Origin of the sequence: Aeromonas lacus, from assembly GCF_000764665.1 — a bacterium.
GTDB lineage: Bacteria > Pseudomonadota > Gammaproteobacteria > Enterobacterales > Aeromonadaceae > Aeromonas > Aeromonas lacus.
In genome coordinates this window covers 1-18591 of the sequence record NZ_JRGM01000035.1, presented here as the reverse complement: position 1 = coordinate 18591, position 18591 = coordinate 1, and the positions used below count along the sequence as shown (strand labels likewise).

At 56.9% G+C, this 18591-nt stretch carries 21 protein-coding genes; 15 read left to right on the top strand and 6 right to left on the bottom strand.

Annotation, left to right across the window (positions count from 1 at the left end; all coding sequences use genetic code 11):
- Nucleotides 1-6: 6 nt before the first annotated feature.
- The 3 genes from proQ to LG31_RS0105715 form a co-directional block, all read right to left on the bottom strand.
- Nucleotides 7-645 carry an RNA chaperone ProQ gene (proQ, locus tag LG31_RS0105725; protein ID WP_033113534.1) on the bottom strand — a complete coding sequence of 213 codons (639 nt, stop codon included), beginning with the start codon at nucleotides 643-645 and terminating at the stop codon, nucleotides 7-9.
- A 101-nt stretch (nucleotides 646-746) separates the two neighbouring features.
- Nucleotides 747-1205: a GAF domain-containing protein gene (locus tag LG31_RS0105720; protein WP_033113533.1), complete on the bottom strand. Its 459-nt coding sequence runs from the start codon at nucleotides 1203-1205 to the stop codon at nucleotides 747-749.
- A gap of 102 nt (nucleotides 1206-1307) precedes the next feature.
- Complete coding sequence (locus tag LG31_RS0105715) at nucleotides 1308-1769, bottom strand: hypothetical protein (protein WP_033113532.1); 462 nt, start codon at nucleotides 1767-1769, stop codon at nucleotides 1308-1310.
- 284 nt (nucleotides 1770-2053) lie between these two features.
- Here LG31_RS0105715 and ccoN point away from each other — a divergent pair, with 284 nt between their 5' ends.
- The 11 genes from ccoN (at nucleotide 2054) to ttcA (ending at nucleotide 12224) form a co-directional block, all read left to right on the top strand.
- Nucleotides 2054-3478 carry a cytochrome-c oxidase, cbb3-type subunit I gene (gene ccoN / locus LG31_RS0105710; RefSeq protein WP_033113531.1) on the top strand — a complete coding sequence of 475 codons (1425 nt, stop codon included), beginning with the start codon at nucleotides 2054-2056 and terminating at the stop codon, nucleotides 3476-3478.
- A 16-nt stretch (nucleotides 3479-3494) separates the two neighbouring features.
- Complete coding sequence (gene ccoO, locus LG31_RS0105705) at nucleotides 3495-4109, top strand: cytochrome-c oxidase, cbb3-type subunit II (protein ID WP_033113530.1); 615 nt, start codon at nucleotides 3495-3497, stop codon at nucleotides 4107-4109.
- Between the two features lie 10 nt (nucleotides 4110-4119).
- Nucleotides 4120-4302, top strand: a complete 183-nt coding sequence (locus tag LG31_RS0105700; protein ID WP_033113529.1) for a CcoQ/FixQ family Cbb3-type cytochrome c oxidase assembly chaperone — start codon at nucleotides 4120-4122, stop codon at nucleotides 4300-4302.
- A complete protein-coding gene (gene ccoP, locus LG31_RS0105695; protein WP_033113528.1) occupies nucleotides 4299-5279 on the top strand; it encodes a cytochrome-c oxidase, cbb3-type subunit III in 981 nt (326 codons plus the stop codon). Before LG31_RS0105700 ends, ccoP begins: the two co-directional genes overlap by 4 nt.
- 140 nt (nucleotides 5280-5419) lie before the next feature.
- Complete coding sequence (locus LG31_RS0105690; RefSeq protein WP_033113527.1) at nucleotides 5420-5920, top strand: FixH family protein; 501 nt, start codon at nucleotides 5420-5422, stop codon at nucleotides 5918-5920.
- A 3-nt stretch (nucleotides 5921-5923) separates the two neighbouring features.
- On the top strand, nucleotides 5924-8320 hold the full coding sequence (locus LG31_RS0105685) for a heavy metal translocating P-type ATPase (RefSeq protein ID WP_033113526.1): 2397 nt from the start codon (nucleotides 5924-5926) through the stop codon (nucleotides 8318-8320).
- A gap of 138 nt (nucleotides 8321-8458) precedes the next feature.
- A complete protein-coding gene (ccoS, locus tag LG31_RS0105680; protein WP_033113556.1) occupies nucleotides 8459-8647 on the top strand; it encodes a cbb3-type cytochrome oxidase assembly protein CcoS in 189 nt (62 codons plus the stop codon).
- A complete protein-coding gene (locus tag LG31_RS0105675; protein ID WP_033113525.1) occupies nucleotides 8631-9317 on the top strand; it encodes a sulfite exporter TauE/SafE family protein in 687 nt (228 codons plus the stop codon). Before ccoS ends, LG31_RS0105675 begins: the two co-directional genes overlap by 17 nt.
- Nucleotides 9318-9385: 68 nt before the next feature.
- Nucleotides 9386-10141, top strand: coding sequence for an FNR family transcription factor (locus LG31_RS0105670; protein ID WP_033113524.1), 756 nt, complete (start codon nucleotides 9386-9388; stop codon nucleotides 10139-10141).
- A 152-nt stretch (nucleotides 10142-10293) separates the two neighbouring features.
- A complete protein-coding gene (gene uspE / locus LG31_RS0105665; protein WP_033113523.1) occupies nucleotides 10294-11241 on the top strand; it encodes a universal stress protein UspE in 948 nt (315 codons plus the stop codon).
- A gap of 74 nt (nucleotides 11242-11315) precedes the next feature.
- A complete protein-coding gene (ttcA, locus tag LG31_RS0105660) occupies nucleotides 11316-12224 on the top strand; it encodes a tRNA 2-thiocytidine(32) synthetase TtcA (RefSeq protein WP_005336634.1) in 909 nt (302 codons plus the stop codon).
- A gap of 103 nt (nucleotides 12225-12327) precedes the next feature.
- Here the strand turns inward: ttcA and LG31_RS0105655 are convergent, their stop codons facing one another.
- Nucleotides 12328-13017, bottom strand: coding sequence for a DUF2987 domain-containing protein (locus LG31_RS0105655; protein ID WP_033113522.1), 690 nt, complete (start codon nucleotides 13015-13017; stop codon nucleotides 12328-12330).
- A gap of 16 nt (nucleotides 13018-13033) precedes the next feature.
- Nucleotides 13034-13771 carry a DUF2189 domain-containing protein gene (locus LG31_RS0105650; protein WP_033113521.1) on the bottom strand — a complete coding sequence of 246 codons (738 nt, stop codon included), beginning with the start codon at nucleotides 13769-13771 and terminating at the stop codon, nucleotides 13034-13036.
- 191 nt (nucleotides 13772-13962) lie between these two features.
- Here LG31_RS0105650 and potA point away from each other — a divergent pair, with 191 nt between their 5' ends.
- From potA to LG31_RS0105630, 4 genes are all read left to right on the top strand, one after another.
- Nucleotides 13963-15066 (top strand): spermidine/putrescine ABC transporter ATP-binding protein PotA, encoded by a 1104-nt coding sequence (gene potA, locus LG31_RS0105645; protein ID WP_084059545.1) that lies wholly within the window; start codon nucleotides 13963-13965, stop codon nucleotides 15064-15066.
- The gene (potB, locus tag LG31_RS0105640; RefSeq protein WP_050513410.1) at nucleotides 15053-15940 is read left to right on the top strand and encodes a spermidine/putrescine ABC transporter permease PotB; all 888 of its coding nucleotides are present in this window, start codon (nucleotides 15053-15055) and stop codon (nucleotides 15938-15940) included. Before potA ends, potB begins: the two co-directional genes overlap by 14 nt.
- Complete coding sequence (potC, locus tag LG31_RS0105635; RefSeq protein ID WP_033113520.1) at nucleotides 15937-16707, top strand: spermidine/putrescine ABC transporter permease PotC; 771 nt, start codon at nucleotides 15937-15939, stop codon at nucleotides 16705-16707. Before potB ends, potC begins: the two co-directional genes overlap by 4 nt.
- An 81-nt stretch (nucleotides 16708-16788) precedes the next feature.
- Entirely contained in the window at nucleotides 16789-17856 is a 1068-nt protein-coding gene (locus LG31_RS0105630) for an extracellular solute-binding protein (protein ID WP_033113519.1), read from the top strand.
- A gap of 467 nt (nucleotides 17857-18323) precedes the next feature.
- On the opposite strand, the gene LG31_RS21560 is transcribed toward LG31_RS0105630, so the two are convergent.
- On the bottom strand, nucleotides 18324-18591 hold a 268-nt coding region (locus tag LG31_RS21560), incomplete at its 5' end, for a hypothetical protein (protein WP_238567481.1).

Genomic DNA, 18591 nt, shown 5'->3' with positions numbered 1-18591 from the left:
GTCTCCTTAGAGAACCAAGTGCTCTGATTTGACCCGCAGCATCATGCCGGTCTGCAGTTGGACCTGTACATCATCTTTGGTCACTTCCTTGATGGTGGCCGCAACCGGGGATTTACCCATAACAACGCGCACACCCTGACCCACTTTCAGCGTAGCGGCATCCACTTTTACCAGCGGAGCTTCAGCGACCGGTGCTTTCTCCTGCGCTTTCGGCTTGGCAGCTACATCAGCTTTTTCGGTTTTGCGGGGAGCAGGACGACGCGGCTTCTTGGCCTTTTCATCCTTCTCTTTGGTATTGGTGCGACGGCTGGCAAAGACGCGCTCTTTGCTCTCTTTCAGAGCCTGCTTGGCGTGCTCGATGTGCTCTTCGGTCAGCAGTTCGCCCGGGTTACCATCCAGATCAACGCGAGCCTGACCGGCTTTGAGCCCATGCAGATAGCGCCAGCTGGAGGTGTATTGACGCAGTGCGGAACGCAGCATGGTCTTGGAGACTCTGGCATCGTCAGCAAGACGCTCGGCCAAATCCTGGAAGATGCCAATCTTGAGCGGCTTGGCCTCTCCTTCAGCAACGAAGCAGGCCGGGAATTTCTCGACCAGGTAGGCAACGATCTCTTTACTGTTCTTCAGCTTCTCAGTGTTTTCCATGTATAACCTTGGCTTTCAATAAACGCACGGGCACTTCCCGAGCACAACAAAGGCCCCATTATAGAGAGCTTGGGGCCTTTTGCGAACCATCTAGCAATGACTTAAAGCATGCTTTCCAAAATTTGCACCGTTTCTTCAAGACCAATCCGGTCTTCCTGGTCGAAACGGTTAAAAATCGGACTGTCGATATCCAGCACCCCGATGATCTCGTGACCCCGGCGCAGCGGAATCACAATTTCAGCGTTGCTGGCACCGTCACAGGCAATATGTCCCTCGAACTGGTGCACATCATCCACCAACTGGGTCTTGCCTTGGGCAACGGCCGTACCACAGACACCACGGCCAACCGGGATCCGGACACAGGCCGGCTTGCCCTGAAAGGGGCCGAGCACCAGGGTATCCCCTTGCAACAGATAAAAACCGACCCAGTTGATACCGGTCAACTCCTGATTGAGCAAGGCGGAGAGGTTGGCGAGTTTGGCGATCAGATCTGGCTCCCCTTCCAGCAGCGCCTGCGCTTGCCGGTTGAGGGTACGATAAAAGGCGTTCTTGTCACTCATGATTAAATGCACTTCACTCCCTGTAGACTGAAGGGAAGGTAACCTCTGAGACAAAAATTTCAAATATTTTTTCCAGAGTCCCCCTTCCCTGCCACGACATTACTATTCCCGAGCGACTGAAAGTGCCAGCTGTTGGCGCTGGCCATTGCTCCACTCAATATTGAGCAACCAGACCATCATGGGGGATGTGCAGCTTCCTACCAGCGCATTTGCCTGCCAGCCATTGCCACTTGATTCAAAATTGACAGGGATGGTGCCCATAAACATATCTCGCCCCTCGAGCCAGGCTTTGAGCGGTTTAATCCCGGGCTCCCCGCCCTCCAATCGAATTATAAAATCGCGTTCAGCGCGCACAGGTAATTGTGAAATAGCAATTGCCATCGACTTTTCACCAATTAATACGTCACAACTGCTGTGGGAAAGATCACAAATTTGATCTTTTTTTGGTTCGGAATTTTGTGAGTTATCGGCTGCAAACCAGGTGCGATAGCTCACCAACGCCATCAGAACGGCCAGCACTAGCACAAGATGCGTTACTTTCTGTGCAGTCAGTCTCTCTTTCATCAAAAACACCCTGTAAAGATGTAATAAAAATGGTCTTTTTTTTGATCTCGCACAAGGTAAAACAAGCGTGTAAACGAGACCGGGCGGAGCCAAATATATCACTGTTTATACTGTTATTTTACCTGTCAGTTCAGTATCATTCCCATGGAGTTTTCATTTAGCCATCTTTTACTTTTCCTTTCGTTAACAGGTGTTAACAAGTGGTTGAAGATAGCTCGATGAAGTCCGTCCGGTTTGCCGGACAAAAAACCAAACAACAGCAGCATCGGAAGCGGAATATAACGATGAGCCATACAACTAACCATCCTGAGTACAACTACACCGTTGTTCGCCAGTTTACCGTCATGACGATTGTCTGGGGAATTGTCGGCATGTCGGTTGGCGTACTGATCGCAGCCCAGTTGATCTGGCCTGCCCTCAACTTCGAGACTCCGTGGCTGACCTACAGTCGTCTGCGGCCCCTCCATACCAACGCAGTGATCTTCGCCTTCGGCGTCAGTGCGCTGATGGCCACCTCGTTTTACGTGGTGCAGCGTACCTGTCAAACCAGACTGTTCGGTGGCCCGCTGGCAACCTTCGTCTTCTGGGGCTGGCAAGCGATCATCCTCTCTGCCGCCATCTCTCTGCCGCTGGGTTACACCTCCGCCAAAGAGTATGCCGAGCTGGAGTGGCCGATTGATATCGCCATCACAGTGGTATGGGTCGCCTATGCCATCGTCTTCTTCGGCACCCTGATGAAGCGCACCACCTCCCACATCTATGTGGCGAACTGGTTCTTCGGCGCCTTCATCATCACCGTCGCGGTGCTGCACATTGTCAATAACATGGAAGTGCCGCTCTCCGGCATGAAGTCCTACTCCATGTACTCCGGCGCCATGGACGCCATGGTACAGTGGTGGTATGGCCACAACGCGGTAGGCTTCCTGCTGACCGCCGGCTTCCTGGGGATGATGTACTATTTCGTGCCCAAGCAGGCTGGACGTCCGGTTTACTCCTACCGTCTCTCCATCGTGCACTTCTGGGCGCTGATCTCCCTCTATATCTGGGCCGGTCCGCACCACCTGCACTACACCGCACTGCCTGACTGGGCTCAGTCGCTAGGCATGGTGATGTCCCTGATCCTGTTCGTGCCCTCTTGGGGCGGCATGATCAACGGCATCATGACCCTCTCCGGTGCGTGGCACAAACTGCGTTATGACCCCATCCTGCGCTTCCTGATCGTCTCCCTCTCTTTCTACGGCATGTCGACTTTCGAAGGCCCGATGATGGCGATCAAAACCGTCAACGCCCTCTCCCACTACACCGACTGGACCGTCGGTCACGTACACTCCGGCGCGCTGGGCTGGGTAGCCATGGTCTCCATCGGTGCGGTTTACCACCTGATCCCGAACCTGTTCGGTCAGGGCCGCATGTACAGCATCAAGCTCATCAACGTCCACTTCTGGCTGGCGACCGTGGGCACCGTGCTCTACATCGTTGCCATGTGGATTTCCGGCGTGATGCAGGGCCTGATGTGGCGTGCAGTCAACGAAGACGGCACTCTGACCTACAGCTTCGTAGAAGCGCTGCAGGCCTCCTATCCCTTCTACTTCGTGCGCTTCCTGGGTGGCTGCTTCTTCGTCACCGGTATGCTGCTGTTGGCCTACAACGCCTATCGCACCATCACTGCGCCCAAAGGTTCCCTGGAACCTGTCGCCCAGCCAGCATGATTGAAGAGGTCCAAGAATGAGCAACAATAACCGTCACGAAATATTTGAAAAAAGCGTTCCCATGCTGGTGGTCGGCATCATCTTCGCCATCAGCCTGGGGGGCCTGGTTGAAATCACCCCGCTGTTCTTCCAGAAGCAGACCACCGAGCCGGTGGAGGGCCTCAAGCCCTACACAGCACTGCAAATGGAAGGGCGCGACATCTTCATTCGCGAAGGCTGCACCAACTGCCACAGCCAGATGATCCGTCCGTTCCGTGCCGAAACCGAGCGTTACGGTCACTACTCGGTTGCCGGCGAGAGCGTGTGGGAGCACCCCTTCCTGTGGGGCTCCAAGCGTACCGGTCCGGATCTGGCCCGCGTAGGCGGTCGCTACTCCGATGCATGGCACCACGCTCACCTCATCAACCCGCGTGATGTGGTTCCCGAGTCCAACATGCCTGCCTATCCCTGGCTCGACACCAATGTGCTGACCGGCGAGATGACAGACAAAAAACTGGCGCTGTTCCGCGATCACTTCGGTGTGCCATATACCGATGCGGATATTCAGGGTGCAGGGGAAGCAGTTAAAGGCAAGACCGAGCTGGAAGCCCTCATCGCCTACCTCCAATCACTGGGTCATGCCCTGAAATAAGGAGCCTGAGATGGATTACGGCACATTTCGCGGTCTGTATACCCTGCTGTTGATGGCCATCATGATTGGCATCATCGTCTGGGCCTACAGCAAACGCCGCAAGACCTCTTTTGATGAGGCCGCCAATCTGGTGTTTGCCGATGATGAGCAAACCGGTGCTGATAAAAAGAACGCAGGAGCGAAACAAGAATGAGCACTCTGTTTAGTATTTTCGTAACCGTCATCACCTTGGGGACCATCCTTGGCTGCTTCTTGCTGCTGATGTGGTGCCTCAAGGACAAGATGGGCGTCGAAGAAGGCAAGCCGATGGGCCACTCCTTCGATGGTATCGAGGAGATCAACAACCCGTTGCCGAAGTGGTGGACCTACATGTTCCTCTTCTTCATCGTCACCGGTCTGGTCTATCTGGTCGCCTTCCCGGGTCTTGGCAACTTCAAAGGCCTGCTGGGCTGGCAAAGTTCCAACCAGGACGTACGTTCGCTGGCCGAATCCAAGACGGCAACCGAATCAGCCAAGGCTGAAGGTCGCGCCGTGGAGTATGACCGTGAGGTCGCCAAAGCTGACGAGATCTATGGTGCCAAGTTCCGTGAACTGACCTATGAGGCCGATGGCAAGACCTACCGTGCCATCACCGAAATCGCCAAGGATCCGGAAGCCCTGAAAGTGGGTCAGCGTCTGTTCCTGCAGAACTGCTCCCAGTGCCACGGCTCTGACGCCCGCGGCGGTCGCGGTTTCCCGAACCTGACCGACAGCGAATGGCAATGGGGTGGTCAGCCTGATCAAATCAAGACCACCATCATGGGCGGTCGTCAGGGGATCATGGCTGCCTGGGGTGAAATCCTCGGTAAAGACGGTGTGCAAGAGGTGGCATCCTATGTGCTGAGCCTCTCTGGTCGCAAGGTTGATCTGGTCGAAGCCAAGAAGGGCGAAGCGCGCTTCACCATCTGTGCTGCGTGCCACGGCCCCGATGCCAAGGGCGGGATCGCCGTTGGTGCACCGGACCTGACCAACAACACCTGGCTCTACGGCGGTTCCCGCGAAGTGGTGGTGCAGACCATCACCCACGGTCGCCACGGTGTGATGCCGGCCTGGAAAGACATCCTGGGTGAAGACAAGGTACACCTGCTGGCTTCCTACGTTTACAGCCTGTCCCATCAGCCTGCTAAATAAAGGTCGCTCACATAAGTCGTAACATGTGATAAACACGTGATTACACAGCAAAAAGCCTCGACTCCTCGAGGCTTTTTGTTATCTTGTGTTGCAGAAAAGCTCTCTTACTCGTTAATCATTCGTTTCACGGCAGTAGCATCATGACCCAACCTGTATTCAAACCCTGGTATCGCCAATTCTGGCCCTGGTTTATCATCGCCCTCCCCACTGCCGCCGTTGTCGGCAGCATCTCTACCGCCATCATTGCCAGCAAGGATGGGGTCAATCTGGTGGCCGAGGACTATTACAAACAAGGGAAAGAGATCAATCAGGATCTGAGCAAGTTCGATCGCTCCGAAGCCCTCAATATCCGTTTCGCCCTTGAGGTCAACAGCCACGAGCTGACCCTCAAACCCGTCAGCGGCGACATCCCGCCGGGTCAGGCCCTCTATCTGTCGCTCTTCCACCCCACTCTGGCGGGACTGGATAGCGAACACATGATCACCGCCGATGCGAGCGGCACCTATCGCCTCCACTTCGACAAGCCCCTCACCGGTAAATGGCACATCCGGGTGGATGCGTTCAACCACGAGTGGCGCCTGCAAGAGACGGTACAACTGCCCACCCAGGCACCTGTCGAACTCGATCCGAAAGGACGCTAAGTCATGACCGGCTGTTTTCACTGTGGCGAGCCGGTTCCCGCCAATAGCGGCTATTCCCTCGAGATCAAGGGGATTGTCAGGCCCATGTGCTGCCCAGGCTGTCAGGCCGTGGCAGAGACCATCATGGAGTGCGGCCTTGCCAGCTATTACGACCACCGCACCGCCCCCGGCATCAAGGGTGAACTGGTGCCCGAGGAGCTCGCAGCCCTCACCCACTACGATCTGGCGGAAGTGCAGCAGGAGTTTGTCACCGACAGCAGCACTGGTCGCGAGACAACGCGCGAAATTCAGCTGACGGTAGAGGGATTGACCTGCGCCGCCTGCGCCTGGCTTATCGAGCGGCATCTGATGACGTTAAGCGGTCTGCGCTACATCAACGTCAACACCACGACCCATCGCGCCCGTATCAAGTGGGATCCGGCCCAGCTCTCCCTGAGCGACATTCTCAAGGGCTTCGCCAAGATCGGCTATCGCGCCTACCCCTTCCAGACCCATCAGCAGGAAGCCCTCTACGCCAAAGAGGTGCGCAGCTACATGTTCCGGCTGGCATTGGCGGGGCTGGGGTCGATGCAGGTGATGATGTGCGCCGTCGCGCTCTACATGGACCTCTTTATCAGCGTCGAAGATGAATTCATGGTCTACTTCAAGTGGATAAGCCTCTTGCTCTCCACCCCTATCATGATCTACTCGGCCCAGCCCTTCTACATCAACGCCTGGCGCAGCCTGAAGCAGGGACACCTGTCGATGGATGTCTCGGTATCGCTGGCACTGATCGGCGCTTTTATCGCCTCCATGTGGGCCACTGTGTTCAATACCGGTGAGGTCTACTACGACTCCATCACCATGTTCGTCTTCTTCCTGCTGCTCGGCCGTTTTCTTGAGCTGCGGGCCCGGCGCAAAGCCTCCGAATCAAGCTCCAACCTGGCACGGCTGGTACCCATCATGGCGACCCTGGTCGACCAGGATGGCGAGCGTGAAGTGGCAGCCAAGACCCTGCAGGTCGGCGATCGGGTGCGGGTACTGGCAGGGGCGACGCTGCCCGCAGATGGCGTCATCGTGGCGGGAGAGGCAAGCCTCAACGAGGCGATGCTGACCGGCGAGCAGTTACCGCTGTTCAAGCAGTGCGGCGATCTGGTCTATGCCGGCACCATCAACACCGATGCGCCGCTGCAGATCCGGGTGACCCACCGCATCGAAGAGTCGCGCATCTCCCAGATCATGCGCCTGCAGGATCATGCCCTCGATGACAAACCGGCCATCGCCCAGATGGCGGATCAGCTGTCGCGCCACTTTATTCTGGTGCTGCTTATCATTGCCGCGGCGGTCTGGACCTTATGGCACTTCCACCAACCGGAACAGGCATTCTGGATCGCGCTGGCCGTGCTGGTGGCTACCTGCCCCTGCGCACTCTCGCTGGCAACGCCGACCGCGTTGACATCGGCGACCGCCAATCTGACCCGCAACGGCATCCTGCTGCGCCGCGGCCATGTGCTGGATATATTGACCAAGGCCAACCGGATCGTGATGGACAAGACTGGCACGCTCACCACCGGTGAGATCCGCCTGTCCGCAACCACAGCGCTCGGCACGCTCGATGCAGATCGTTGCTTGAGCATCGCCCGGGCACTGGAAGCCCAGTCCGAGCACCCCATCGCCCGCGCTTTCAGGCTACCCGCCGATGAAGTGGTGCTGTTGCCACAGGCCAGCGAAATCACGCCAGTCATCGGTCACGGCATCACCGGGCTGGTAGCCGGCGTTCGCTATCGTATCGGCAGCGCCCGCTGGCTTGGCATGGAGAGTAACGACAATCCCGAGCATGGTCTTGCCATCTACCTTGCTGACGAGCAGCAACTGCTCGCCCGCTTTGAGCTGGATGACACCTTGCGCCCGGATGCCAAAGCGTTGATCGAGGCGTTCAAGGCTGCCGGTCTGCACACGACTATTCTGACCGGTGACAGCTCTCCCCAGGCTGACGAGATTGCCCGCACCCTTGGCGTTGACGAGCTGGTCAAGGGGGTGACGCCGGATGGCAAGCTGGCGTATCTCAAAGCCCGTGAAGCAGAGGGTGAGATCAGCATCATGGTGGGCGATGGGATCAACGATGCCCCCGTGCTGGCCGGAGCTCACGCCTCCTTTGCCATGGCGGGCGGCACTGACCTGGCCAAAAACAGCGCCGATGCCATTCTGCTGGCTGATGACCTGAGTCGTCTGCTCGATGCCAGAACACTCGCGCTGCGCACCCGCAAGATCATCATCGAGAACTTTACCTGGTCCATCGGTTACAACCTGCTGGTACTGCCGCTGGCAGCCTGTGGCTGGCTGCCTCCCTATCTGGCAGCCGCGGGCATGTCGCTCAGTTCACTCATCGTGGTGACCAACTCGATGCGGCTCAACAGATAAACAAACTGCAAGAAAATAGCTGAAATAGTGGCCTGCCTCCGATGCAGGCCACATTTTTGACCGATAGCGGCTGGCCCTCCTCCCGAACGGGGTTACCATGGAGGACGCTTGCCACGGATGAATGCCAAGGTACCTCTCATGAACATAATTTTTGTCCTGATCCCCATCGCCATTCTCTTCGTCGTCATCGCCGGCGTGGTCTTTTTCTGGGCCATTCGCTCCGAACAATTTGAAGATCTCGATCGCCAGGGTTCCAACATCCTGTTTGATGAAGATGAACCCCAACAAAAAGCGGTGAAGCCCTCCTCCCATGACTCACAACCTTGATCTGCTGGGTGCTCTGCTGGTAGGACTGGCAGGCTCGGCTCACTGCATCGGCATGTGTGGTGGCGTCTCCGCCGCCCTCTCCATGGCCATCCCGGCCGACAAACAACACTTCAGTGGACGCCTTGGCTACCTGCTCAACTACAACCTGGGGCGGATCCTGAGCTATGTGCTGGCAGGAGCACTGGTAGGCGGCCTGCTCGCCACCACCAGTGAACTGGGCGCAGGCAAACATGCCATCGAAGGACTGCGGCTGGTAGCCGCATTGCTGATGATCGCCCTTGGTCTCTATCTGGCCGGCTGGTGGCAGGGGATCCTACTGCTGGAGCGCCTCGGCGCCAAACTCTGGCCCCATATCAAACCCCTTGCCGGTAAGTTTCTCCCCTTCACTTCTCCGCTGCAGGCACTCCCCTTTGGCATGGTCTGGGGCTGGCTTCCCTGCGGGCTAGTCTACTCCATGCTGACCTGGAGCGCGGCTGCCGGCTCTGCCGCTGGCGGGGCGCTGATCATGCTCTTTTTTGGCCTCGGCACCCTGCCGACCTTGTTCGCGCTGGGAGGGCTTGCCGATCGCCTCAGATACTGGTTAACCCTGCGCAGTTTGCGCCTTGGCGGTGCTCTGTTACTCATTTTGTTCGGGGTTCATACCCTGTGGGTTGGCATAGCCGCCTTTTGAAACCCTATCCAAAACGGATGAGTTGGTGGTAAACTTGTTTGATATAAATCAATTATTCGTATGAGCCTATGATCCCGGAAAAGAAACCTGGCAGACGTATCCAGAGCGGTGGCTGTGCAATTCATTGCCAGGATTGCAGCATCAGTCAGCTCTGTATCCCCTTCACCCTGAACGACAACGAGCTTGATCAGCTCGATAGCATCATCGAGCGCAAAAAGCCGATCCAGAAGGGTGAGGAGCTGTTCAAGGCCGGTGATGAGTTCAAGTCGCTCTACGCCATTCGTTCCGGGACCATCAAGTCCTACACCATCACCGAACAGGGCGATGAGCAGATCACCGCCTTCCACTTGGCTGGTGATTTGGTCGGGTTTGACGCCATCAACAAGCAGGCTCACCCCTCCTTCGCTCAGGCGCTGGAAACGGCTATGGTATGCGAGATCCCCTTTGAAGTGCTGGATGATCTTTCCGGCAAGATGCCCAAACTGCGCCAGCAGATCATGCGTCTGATGAGCAGTGAAATCATGGGCGATCAGGAGATGATCCTGCTGCTCTCCAAGAAGAATGCTGAAGAGCGCCTCGCCGCCTTCCTGCACAACCTCTCGGTGCGCTTCTCCGAACGCGGTTTCTCTGCAAAAGAGTTCCGTCTGGCTATGACCCGTGGCGATATCGGCAACTATCTGGGTCTGACCGTCGAGACCATCAGTCGTCTGCTCGGCCGCTTCCAGAAGTCCGGCCTCATCAGCGTCAAAGGCAAATACATTACCGTGCTGGATCAGGTCGCGCTTGGCATGATGGCCGGTGCTACTCGCCCGCCCTGCGGCTGATTGTTCTCCTTACAATCCCGCTTTATATTCCGCTTTCCCTGCCGGATCCTTTCCTCTGGAATGTGATCCGGTACGTTCCAGCCCCCCTCCTCCTGCGCTAAGCTGTAATGACTAAGATTCTGCTGTCATTGGACTTTTCCAAGGAGGAGAAGATGGTCAAATATCAGAATATTCTGGTAGTTATCAATCCAGAAGAGGAGCGTCAAATCGCCCTCGAACGGGCCGTCAAGATCGCCGAGCTGGACGACAATGCCCGCCTGACCCTGCTGCTCACCATCTATGACTTCTCGTATGAAATGACCGCCATGCTCTCCGTCGAGGAGCGTGAAGAGATGCGTAACGGCGTTATCTCCCAGCGGCGAGAGTGGCTGGACGAGATCCTCACCCCCTACCGCTCGCAAGGGATCGCTTGCGAGGTCAAAGTGATCTGGCACAACCGCCCCTTCGAATCCGTCATTCAGGAGGTGCTGGAGCAACGCCACGATCTGGTGGTCAAGGCCACCCACCATCACAGCTTCCTGCAAACCTTCATTTTTACGCCAACCGACTGGCATCTGCTGCGCAAATGCCCCTGCCCGGTGCTGCTGGTAAAAGAGGGCCATTGGAAACGGGGCGGCAATATCATCGCAGCCATCAACTGCTCCAGCGACGATCCGGATCAGAAACTGCTCAACGAGCGGATCACCCAGGAAGGTGGCGATATCGCCGAGCTACTCGGCTCCAGTCTCTATCTGGTCAACACCTATCCGGGAACTCCGGTCAATGTGGCCATCGAGCTGCCGGAGTTTGATCCCAACGCCTACAACGAGGCTATTCGCAAACACCACGAGACCCTGCTGCTGAGCCATGCCGACAAGTTTGGTATCGGCCATCTCTGGACCCGGGTAGCAGAAGGGCTACCGGAAGAGGTGCTGCCGGACATGGCCGAAGAGCTTGATGCCAATCTGATGATCATGGGCTGCGTCGGCCGCACCGGTCTCTCGGCCGCCTTGCTCGGCAATACCGCCGAGCATGTGATCGACCGCCTCTCCTGCGACCTGCTGATCCTCAAACCGGCCGACTACAGCTGCCCGGTCGACAACCGTCGCAATCAATCATAAGGTGCCTGGCACCTTGCCCTGCCCCGGGACATGGCTATAATAACGCGCTTATTTGTGTCCCGGGTTTTACGAGCATGCTAGAAGAGCTGAACGCCAAAGAAAAATACAGTTTCAACAAACTGCAAAAGCGCCTGCGGCGCAACGTAGGTCAGGCCATTGCCGACTTCAACATGATTGAAGAGGGCGACAAGGTCATGGTCTGCCTCTCCGGCGGCAAGGACAGCTTCGGTATGCTCGACATACTGATGAGCCTCAAAGCCAGTGCCCCCATCCATTTCGATCTGGTTGCCGTCAACCTGGATCAGAAGCAGCCCGGCTTCCCCGAGCACGTGCTGCCCGAGTATCTGGACTCCCTCGGCATCGAGTACAAGATTGTCGAAGAGGATACCTACTCCATCGTCAAGGAGAAGGTACCGGAAGGCAAAACCACCTGCTCCCTCTGCTCACGGCTGCGCCGCGGTATTCTCTACCGCACCGCCCAGGAGCTGGGTTGCACCAAGATTGCCCTTGGCCACCACCGCGACGACATCCTCGAGACCCTGTTCCTCAACATGTTCTACGGTGGCAAGCTCAAGTCCATGCCACCCAAGCTGGTGAGCGACGATGGCAAGAACGTGGTTATCCGCCCGCTGGCCTACTGCAAAGAGAAGGACCTGATCCGCTACGCCGATGTCAAAGCCTTCCCCATCATTCCGTGCAACCTGTGCGGCTCGCAGGAGAACCTGCAGCGTCAGGCCATCAAGCAGATGATGCAGGATTGGGATCGCCGCTTCCCCGGTCGTATCGAGACCATGTTCACCGCCATTCAGGATGTGATCCCGAGCCACCTGCTCGACCACAAGCTGTTTGACTTCAAGAGCATCAACCGCGATTCCGGCATCATCGATGGTGGCGACAAGGCGTTTGATCCGCCCGAGATGCCAAAGGCTCCGCTGCTGGACATCGACGAGATGGACATGCTGGATGTGATTGAAGTGCGCTAAGCCGCTCTCACAGGGCAAACGCCACACAATAAAAAAGGAGCGATTATCGCTCCTTTTTTGCTTTCTTGATCTGCCTGTTACCAACGTGACAGCGCCGTTGGCATCACCCCTTGTGCAGCCAGGGGGTCAACCGCAACACCTCGCCCTGCAGACGCAAGGTACCAACCGCAAATGCACTCAGCTGCGCATTGCTCAAGAGCAACTGGCCATCCTGCCACGCAACAGGCTCCTGCCGGGCCCCATCGACAAGGTAGGCAGTCCCTTGCGGCTCGACCAGTGCGATCCGGATCCCCTCCATCTTAGGCAAGAAGTACTTGCCGACCATGCCAGCCATCTTGTCCAGCAGCTGCTGCATCTGCTGCTGACGCTTGGCAAGCTCTGCCAGTGGCATGTCGGGAACAGCCGGTGCATCGGCCATCACCTGTACCGTCATATCGCAAGTCGCGTGCGGCTCTTTCAGGGCGACCGCAACCACCGCCTTGTCGAGATTGAGATCGTCATCAAACGGCAGGCGCAGTTCGCTGTCGATCGTCACCTCCCCCTTCACATCCTTGTCCTGCGTCGAGACCCGGGCAGAGTCGAGCGCACAGCGCTTGCCATTTTGCGGATCGGTCAGATAAAACCCCAGTCTGGCATGGCCAAACTCCCCCTTGGCGAAGGTCTTCATCTGGCTGTAGAAGGCGCCATATTGCAGCTCCAGCACAGGTTGCCCGGCCATCGCCAGTGTCGGCAGCAACAGACTGGCCAGCAGACCCTGGCGCAAGGCCTTGGTCACTCCATATCGACGGGTCATTCAACATCCTTTTGCATCATGCATTGAAATGGTTGGGGCCTTCTGTCACCTCGTTAACCTCTACCCCCACCCCACAGAGATCGCGATAGAGGATCCCCTTGCAGTTGAAATAGAGCGGTGCCACCCAGATAAGCCCCAACCCCATGGGGATCAGAGCCAGGAAGAAAAGCGCGGTCATCACGCCGTGGAACAGCACTATGCTGGGCCAGCCGCGCGCAAAGAGCTTGAGAGAGACCACAATGGCCTGGGGCGGCGTCAGGCCGCGCTCCAGCACCAGCGGTACGGTAAAGAGCAGCCCCATACCGATCAGGGCCGAGGGAATGAAAGAGAGCACGGCGGGCAATCCCAGCAGATCGAACAGCGGGCCAAACAGGCTGGTGAGCAGGCTGCCAAGCAGGCTCAACATGCCTAAGCGCACAAAGTGGCGGAAGAAGTCAAACACCTGGTTTGCCCGGGCGCGCACACCGACCGACTGCTGCAACCCCAGCATATCGAGGGAGCTGGTCATGGGGGCCATCACCACCGTCATCAGCAGGCTCAGAACCATGGCCACATTCATCTGGTTATCGTCTCCCAGATAGGGCAACAGCAGCACATTGCTGAGCAGGATCCAGATCGCCGTTACCCCGACAATCGCCAGCAGCAGGCCAAATCCGGTACGGCGGGTCTGTTGCCACCCCTCTTGAATGACCCCTTTCAGGTCCAGGCGATAACCCTTGTTCAAAGATTGCTCAAGGGAGCCGCCAATACGCATTCTGTTACTCAATTGACTATCCAATATCGAAAACGACCAAATCAGGTGGCACATTATAGCGACTTGGCCTGCTATTCGTAGTCGTTTTTCCTGACCACTTGCGGCCAAAAAGCCTTTAATTTCATGGATTGGCTGCATAGAATGCGGCCCTCTTTCAACATGATGGCCACTGGCTGGGGTGAGACTGGCGGATGATGAACAATCCACAGGTAATTGTCGCGCTGAACAAGATCAGCAAACTTTATGACGGCAAGGCGATATTGAGCGACCTTGACCTTGAGATCTATGACGGTGAATTTCTCACCCTGCTGGGCCCCTCCGGCTGCGGCAAGACCACCTTGCTGCGCCTGCTGGCCGGGCTCGAATCGGTCGACGGTGGCACCATCCATCTGGCCGGTGACGAGATCACCCATATCCCCGCCGAACACAGGCACATCAACACCGTGTTCCAGAGCTATGCGCTCTTCCCCCATATGACGGTGTTTGAAAACGTCGCCTTTGGCCTCGAGATGCAGAAGGTACCGGCCAGCGAGATCCGCCAGCGGGTCGAGGAGACCCTCGCCATGGTGCAGCTCACCGAACTGGCCAACCGCCGCCCGGATCAGCTCTCCGGCGGTCAGCAGCAACGGGTCGCCATCGCCCGCGCCGTTGTCAACAAGCCCCGCCTGCTGCTGCTCGATGAATCCCTCTCGGCGCTCGATTACAAGCTGCGCAAACAGATGCAGAGCGAGCTCAAGGCGCTGCAGCGCCGCCTTGGCATAACCTTTGTCTTTGTCACCCATGATCAGGAAGAGGCGCTCACAATGTCTGATCGCATCCTGGTGATGGAGGGCGGCAAGATCATCCAGCGCGGCACCCCGCGCGATATCTACGAATCGCCAGCCAATCTGTTCGTGGCCCGCTTTATCGGCGAGATCAACGTGATGGATGGCAAGCTGATCAGCCAGCGCGAGCCCGGTATCTGGCAGGCCGAGGTAGAAGGGCGCGAATGCCTGCTTCATACCGCCTTGCCGTTCCAGCCAGACGACAAGGTGCTGGTGCTGCTGCGCCCAGAAGATCTGCGCATTCTCGATCAGGATGACGATCAACGCGGTGCACTGCGCGGCAACATCCGCGAGCGCAACTACAAGGGGGCGACGCTGGATTCGGTGATCGAACTCGACAGTGGCAAACAGCTGCTTATCTCCGAGTTCTTCGACGAAGATGACCCCGACTTTGACTACCGTCTGGGTCAGGAGGTGGCGATCCACTGGGTCGACAGCTGGGAGGTGGTGTTGCCCTATGAGCCTCACTAATCTGCGGGTACCGCACAGCTTTGCCCACAACGGCTTTCGCAACGGGGCCATCGCGCTGATCCTAGGCTGGCTGACACTGTTTGTCTTCCTGCCCAACCTGATGATCATCGGCGTGAGCTTCCTGACCCGTGACGAGTCCGAGCTTATCGCGCCGCTCTTTACCCTGAGCAACTATGGCCGCCTGCTGGATCCCCTCTATTTCGAGGTGCTGCTCCACTCCCTCTGGCTGGCGCTGCTCGCTACCACCATCTGCCTGCTGGTGGGTTATCCCTTTGCCTGGCTGCTGGCCCATCTGCCAACGCGCATCCGCCCGCTGCTGCTGTTTCTGGTGGTGGTGCCGTTCTGGACCAACTCACTGATCCGCACCTATGCGCTGAAAGTGCTGCTCGGCACCCGGGGGCTGATCAACGGCTGGCTGCTGGATCTGGGGCTTATCGAGCGGCCGCTGCAGATGATGTATACCGAGGTGGCCGTCATCATCGGGCTGGTCTATGTGCTGCTCCCCTTTATGGTGCTGCCGCTCTACTCCGGCATCGAAAAGCTCGATGGCCGTTTGCTGGAGGCGGCGCGTGATCTCGGTGCCAACGGCTGGCAGCGGCTGGTGCGGATCATTTTGCCCCTCACCCTGCCCGGCATCATCGCCGGTTGTCTGCTGGTCTTCCTGCCCGCCATGGGGATGTTCTACGTCTCCGACTTGCTGGGTGGCGCCAAGCACCTGCTCATCGGCAACCTGATCAAGACCCAGTTCCTCAACAGCCGTGACTGGCCCTTTGGCGCGGCCATCAGCGTGATGTTGACGGTACTGATGGCGCTCTTGGTCTACTGCTACTGGCGGGCAGGCAAGTTACTCAGCAAGAAGGGGGAGCTGGCATGATTCGCACACTGAAAGCTCTGTTCCTGCTGCTGGTGTTTGGCTATCTTTATGTGCCCATCGGGGTACTGATCGCCAACTCCTTCAACCTGTCGAAATATGGCATCGACTGGCGCGGCTTTACCCTGGGCTGGTATGAGAAGCTGTTTGCCAGCGCCAGCCTGATGCAGGCGGCCCAACACTCCCTGACCATCGCCGCCCTCACCGCCACCGCAGCCACCCTGATCGGCACCCTCACCGCCGTGGCGCTGTTTCGCTATCGCTTTCGCGGCAAACAGTACGTGAGCGGCATGCTGTTCGTAGTGATGATGTCCCCCGATATCGTGATGGCCATCTCCCTGCTGACCCTGTTTGTGGTCACCGGCATTGCGCTCGGCTTCTGGTCGCTGCTGATCGCCCACATCACCTTCTGCCTGCCGTTCGTGGTGATCACCGTCTACTCGCGGCTGTGTGGTTTTGATGTGCGGATGCTGGAGGCAGCGCGGGATCTGGGGGCTGGCGAGTGGATCATTCTGCGCCGCATCATACTGCCGCTGGCGCTGCCGGCGGTGATGGCGGGCTGGCTGCTCTCCTTTACCCTGTCGCTGGACGATGTGGTGGTGAGCTCCTTTGTTACCGGCCCGGCCTACGAGATCCTGCCGCTCAAGATCTACTCCATGGTCAAGGTGGGCGTCTCCCCCGAGGTCAACGCCCTGGCCACCCTGATGCTGGTCGCCTCCCTCGGGATGGTGCTGCTGGCGCAACTGTTACTGCGCAAACGGCAGGGTTGACCCTACCCGTTTCGTCCCCGCCACCTTTGGCGAACTCTGTCACGGTGGGCCGCGAGGCCCCATAACCCCAAGGAGTTGTTGATGACAATCCAACACAAGGCCGGCGCCCTGCTGGCAGCCGCCCTCACCCTCACCACCCCGCTGCTGAGCCAGAACGCTCACGCGGCCGACGACAAGGTGGTCTACTTCTACAACTGGTCGGAATATGTGCCGGACGGCCTGCTGGAGCAGTTCCAGCAAGAGACCGGTATCAAGGTGATCTACTCCACCTACGAATCCAACGAGACCCTCTACGCCAAGCTGAAAACCCATGGCGACGGCTATGACGTAGTGGTGCCCAGCACCTACTTCATCTCGAAAATGGCCAAAGAGGGGATGCTGCAGCCGCTGGATCGCGCCCAACTGCCCAACTTCAAGCACCTCGACCCTACCCTGCTCAACCACGAGTACGACCCGGACAACCGCTACTCCATTCCCTATATCTGGGGCGCAACCGGGATCGGCACCAACACCGACATCATCGAGCAGCCGGTTACCAGCTGGAAGCAGCTCTGGGCACCGGAGTGGAAAGAGAGCCTGCTGTTGATGGACGATGCCCGCGAGGTGTTCCATATCGCGCTGGTGCAGCTGGGCTACAGCCCCAACACCCAGGACAAGGCGCAAATTGCCGAAGCGTTCGAATACCTGAAAAAGCTGATGCCCAACGTCAAGGCGTTCAACTCCGACAACCCGGCCGACCCCTTTATCGCTGGTGAGGTCAATATCGGTATGCTGTGGAACGGCTCGGCCTACGGCGCCCAGCGCGAATACCCCTCCATCCAGATGACCTACCCCGAAGAAGGTGCCGTACTCTGGATGGACAACCTCGCCATCCCGGCCAAGGCCAAGCATGTGAAAGAGGCCCACGCCCTGATCAACTTCCTGATGCGCCCCGATGTGGCCGCCAAGGTGGCCGAGGCGATTGGCTACCCCACCCCGGTCAAGGATGCCATTCCCCTGCTCACCCCGGCGTTTCGCAATAACCCCATGGTCTTCCCGAGTGACGAGATCAAGCGCAAAGGCGAGTTCCAGTCCGATGTGGGGGACGCCTCCCGCCTCTACGAGCAGTACTTCCTGAAGCTTAAAGCAATGGTGGCCAAGGCCGGTTAAGTCGGCGGTTAATCAGCCCTGACGGGGTTAATGAATGAAGGGGGTAATTGCCCCCTTTTTCGTCTTTCACGTATACGTGTTCCATCACAACGACACACGCTTAGAATATTGCGCGCCTCGTGCCATGCACAACTCAAGCTGGTCGGTGTCAGCAGTGAATCATACGAGACATACGCCTTAGTGGTATGGCTAGCTTATAACGAGTCATTTAAATTAATAGCCGTAACCAACCACGGCAACTCATACGAATTGTCAACGCTGATGGTTGACAACCATTTTTATGTCATTGTTTATTTAATGTGATTGTTTGAAACTCGGTAAAATACATATTTCTATTTTGGAGATTAAGTCCAAACATAAATTCAATTTCATTTTCCAAACTAATTTCGCCAATTGACTTTTTTGTAAAAAACAATTTTTTACCAAGATTTAAATAAAAAATTCACCCCTCCACGTCTTACTCATATTTAATACAACGTAATCATCTTCTTTGATAAAATTTTTTTTAAACTTTCAATTAAAGCCTGTTCATAATCACTCGTCATTAAGGCTGAGAACTTAACCGGGATATTAAAATGAACACATTCATGCCGTTTAATAGCCTCGCTCGTATCTGCTTGTGAATTATATGGTCTTTCTGAAAAAACAAACTTAGAAAACCAACCACAAGGCCCTATTTCAACAAATAAGTTTTTATTAGACCAGTCAAAATCCAAAAACGACTCTGAATTATAT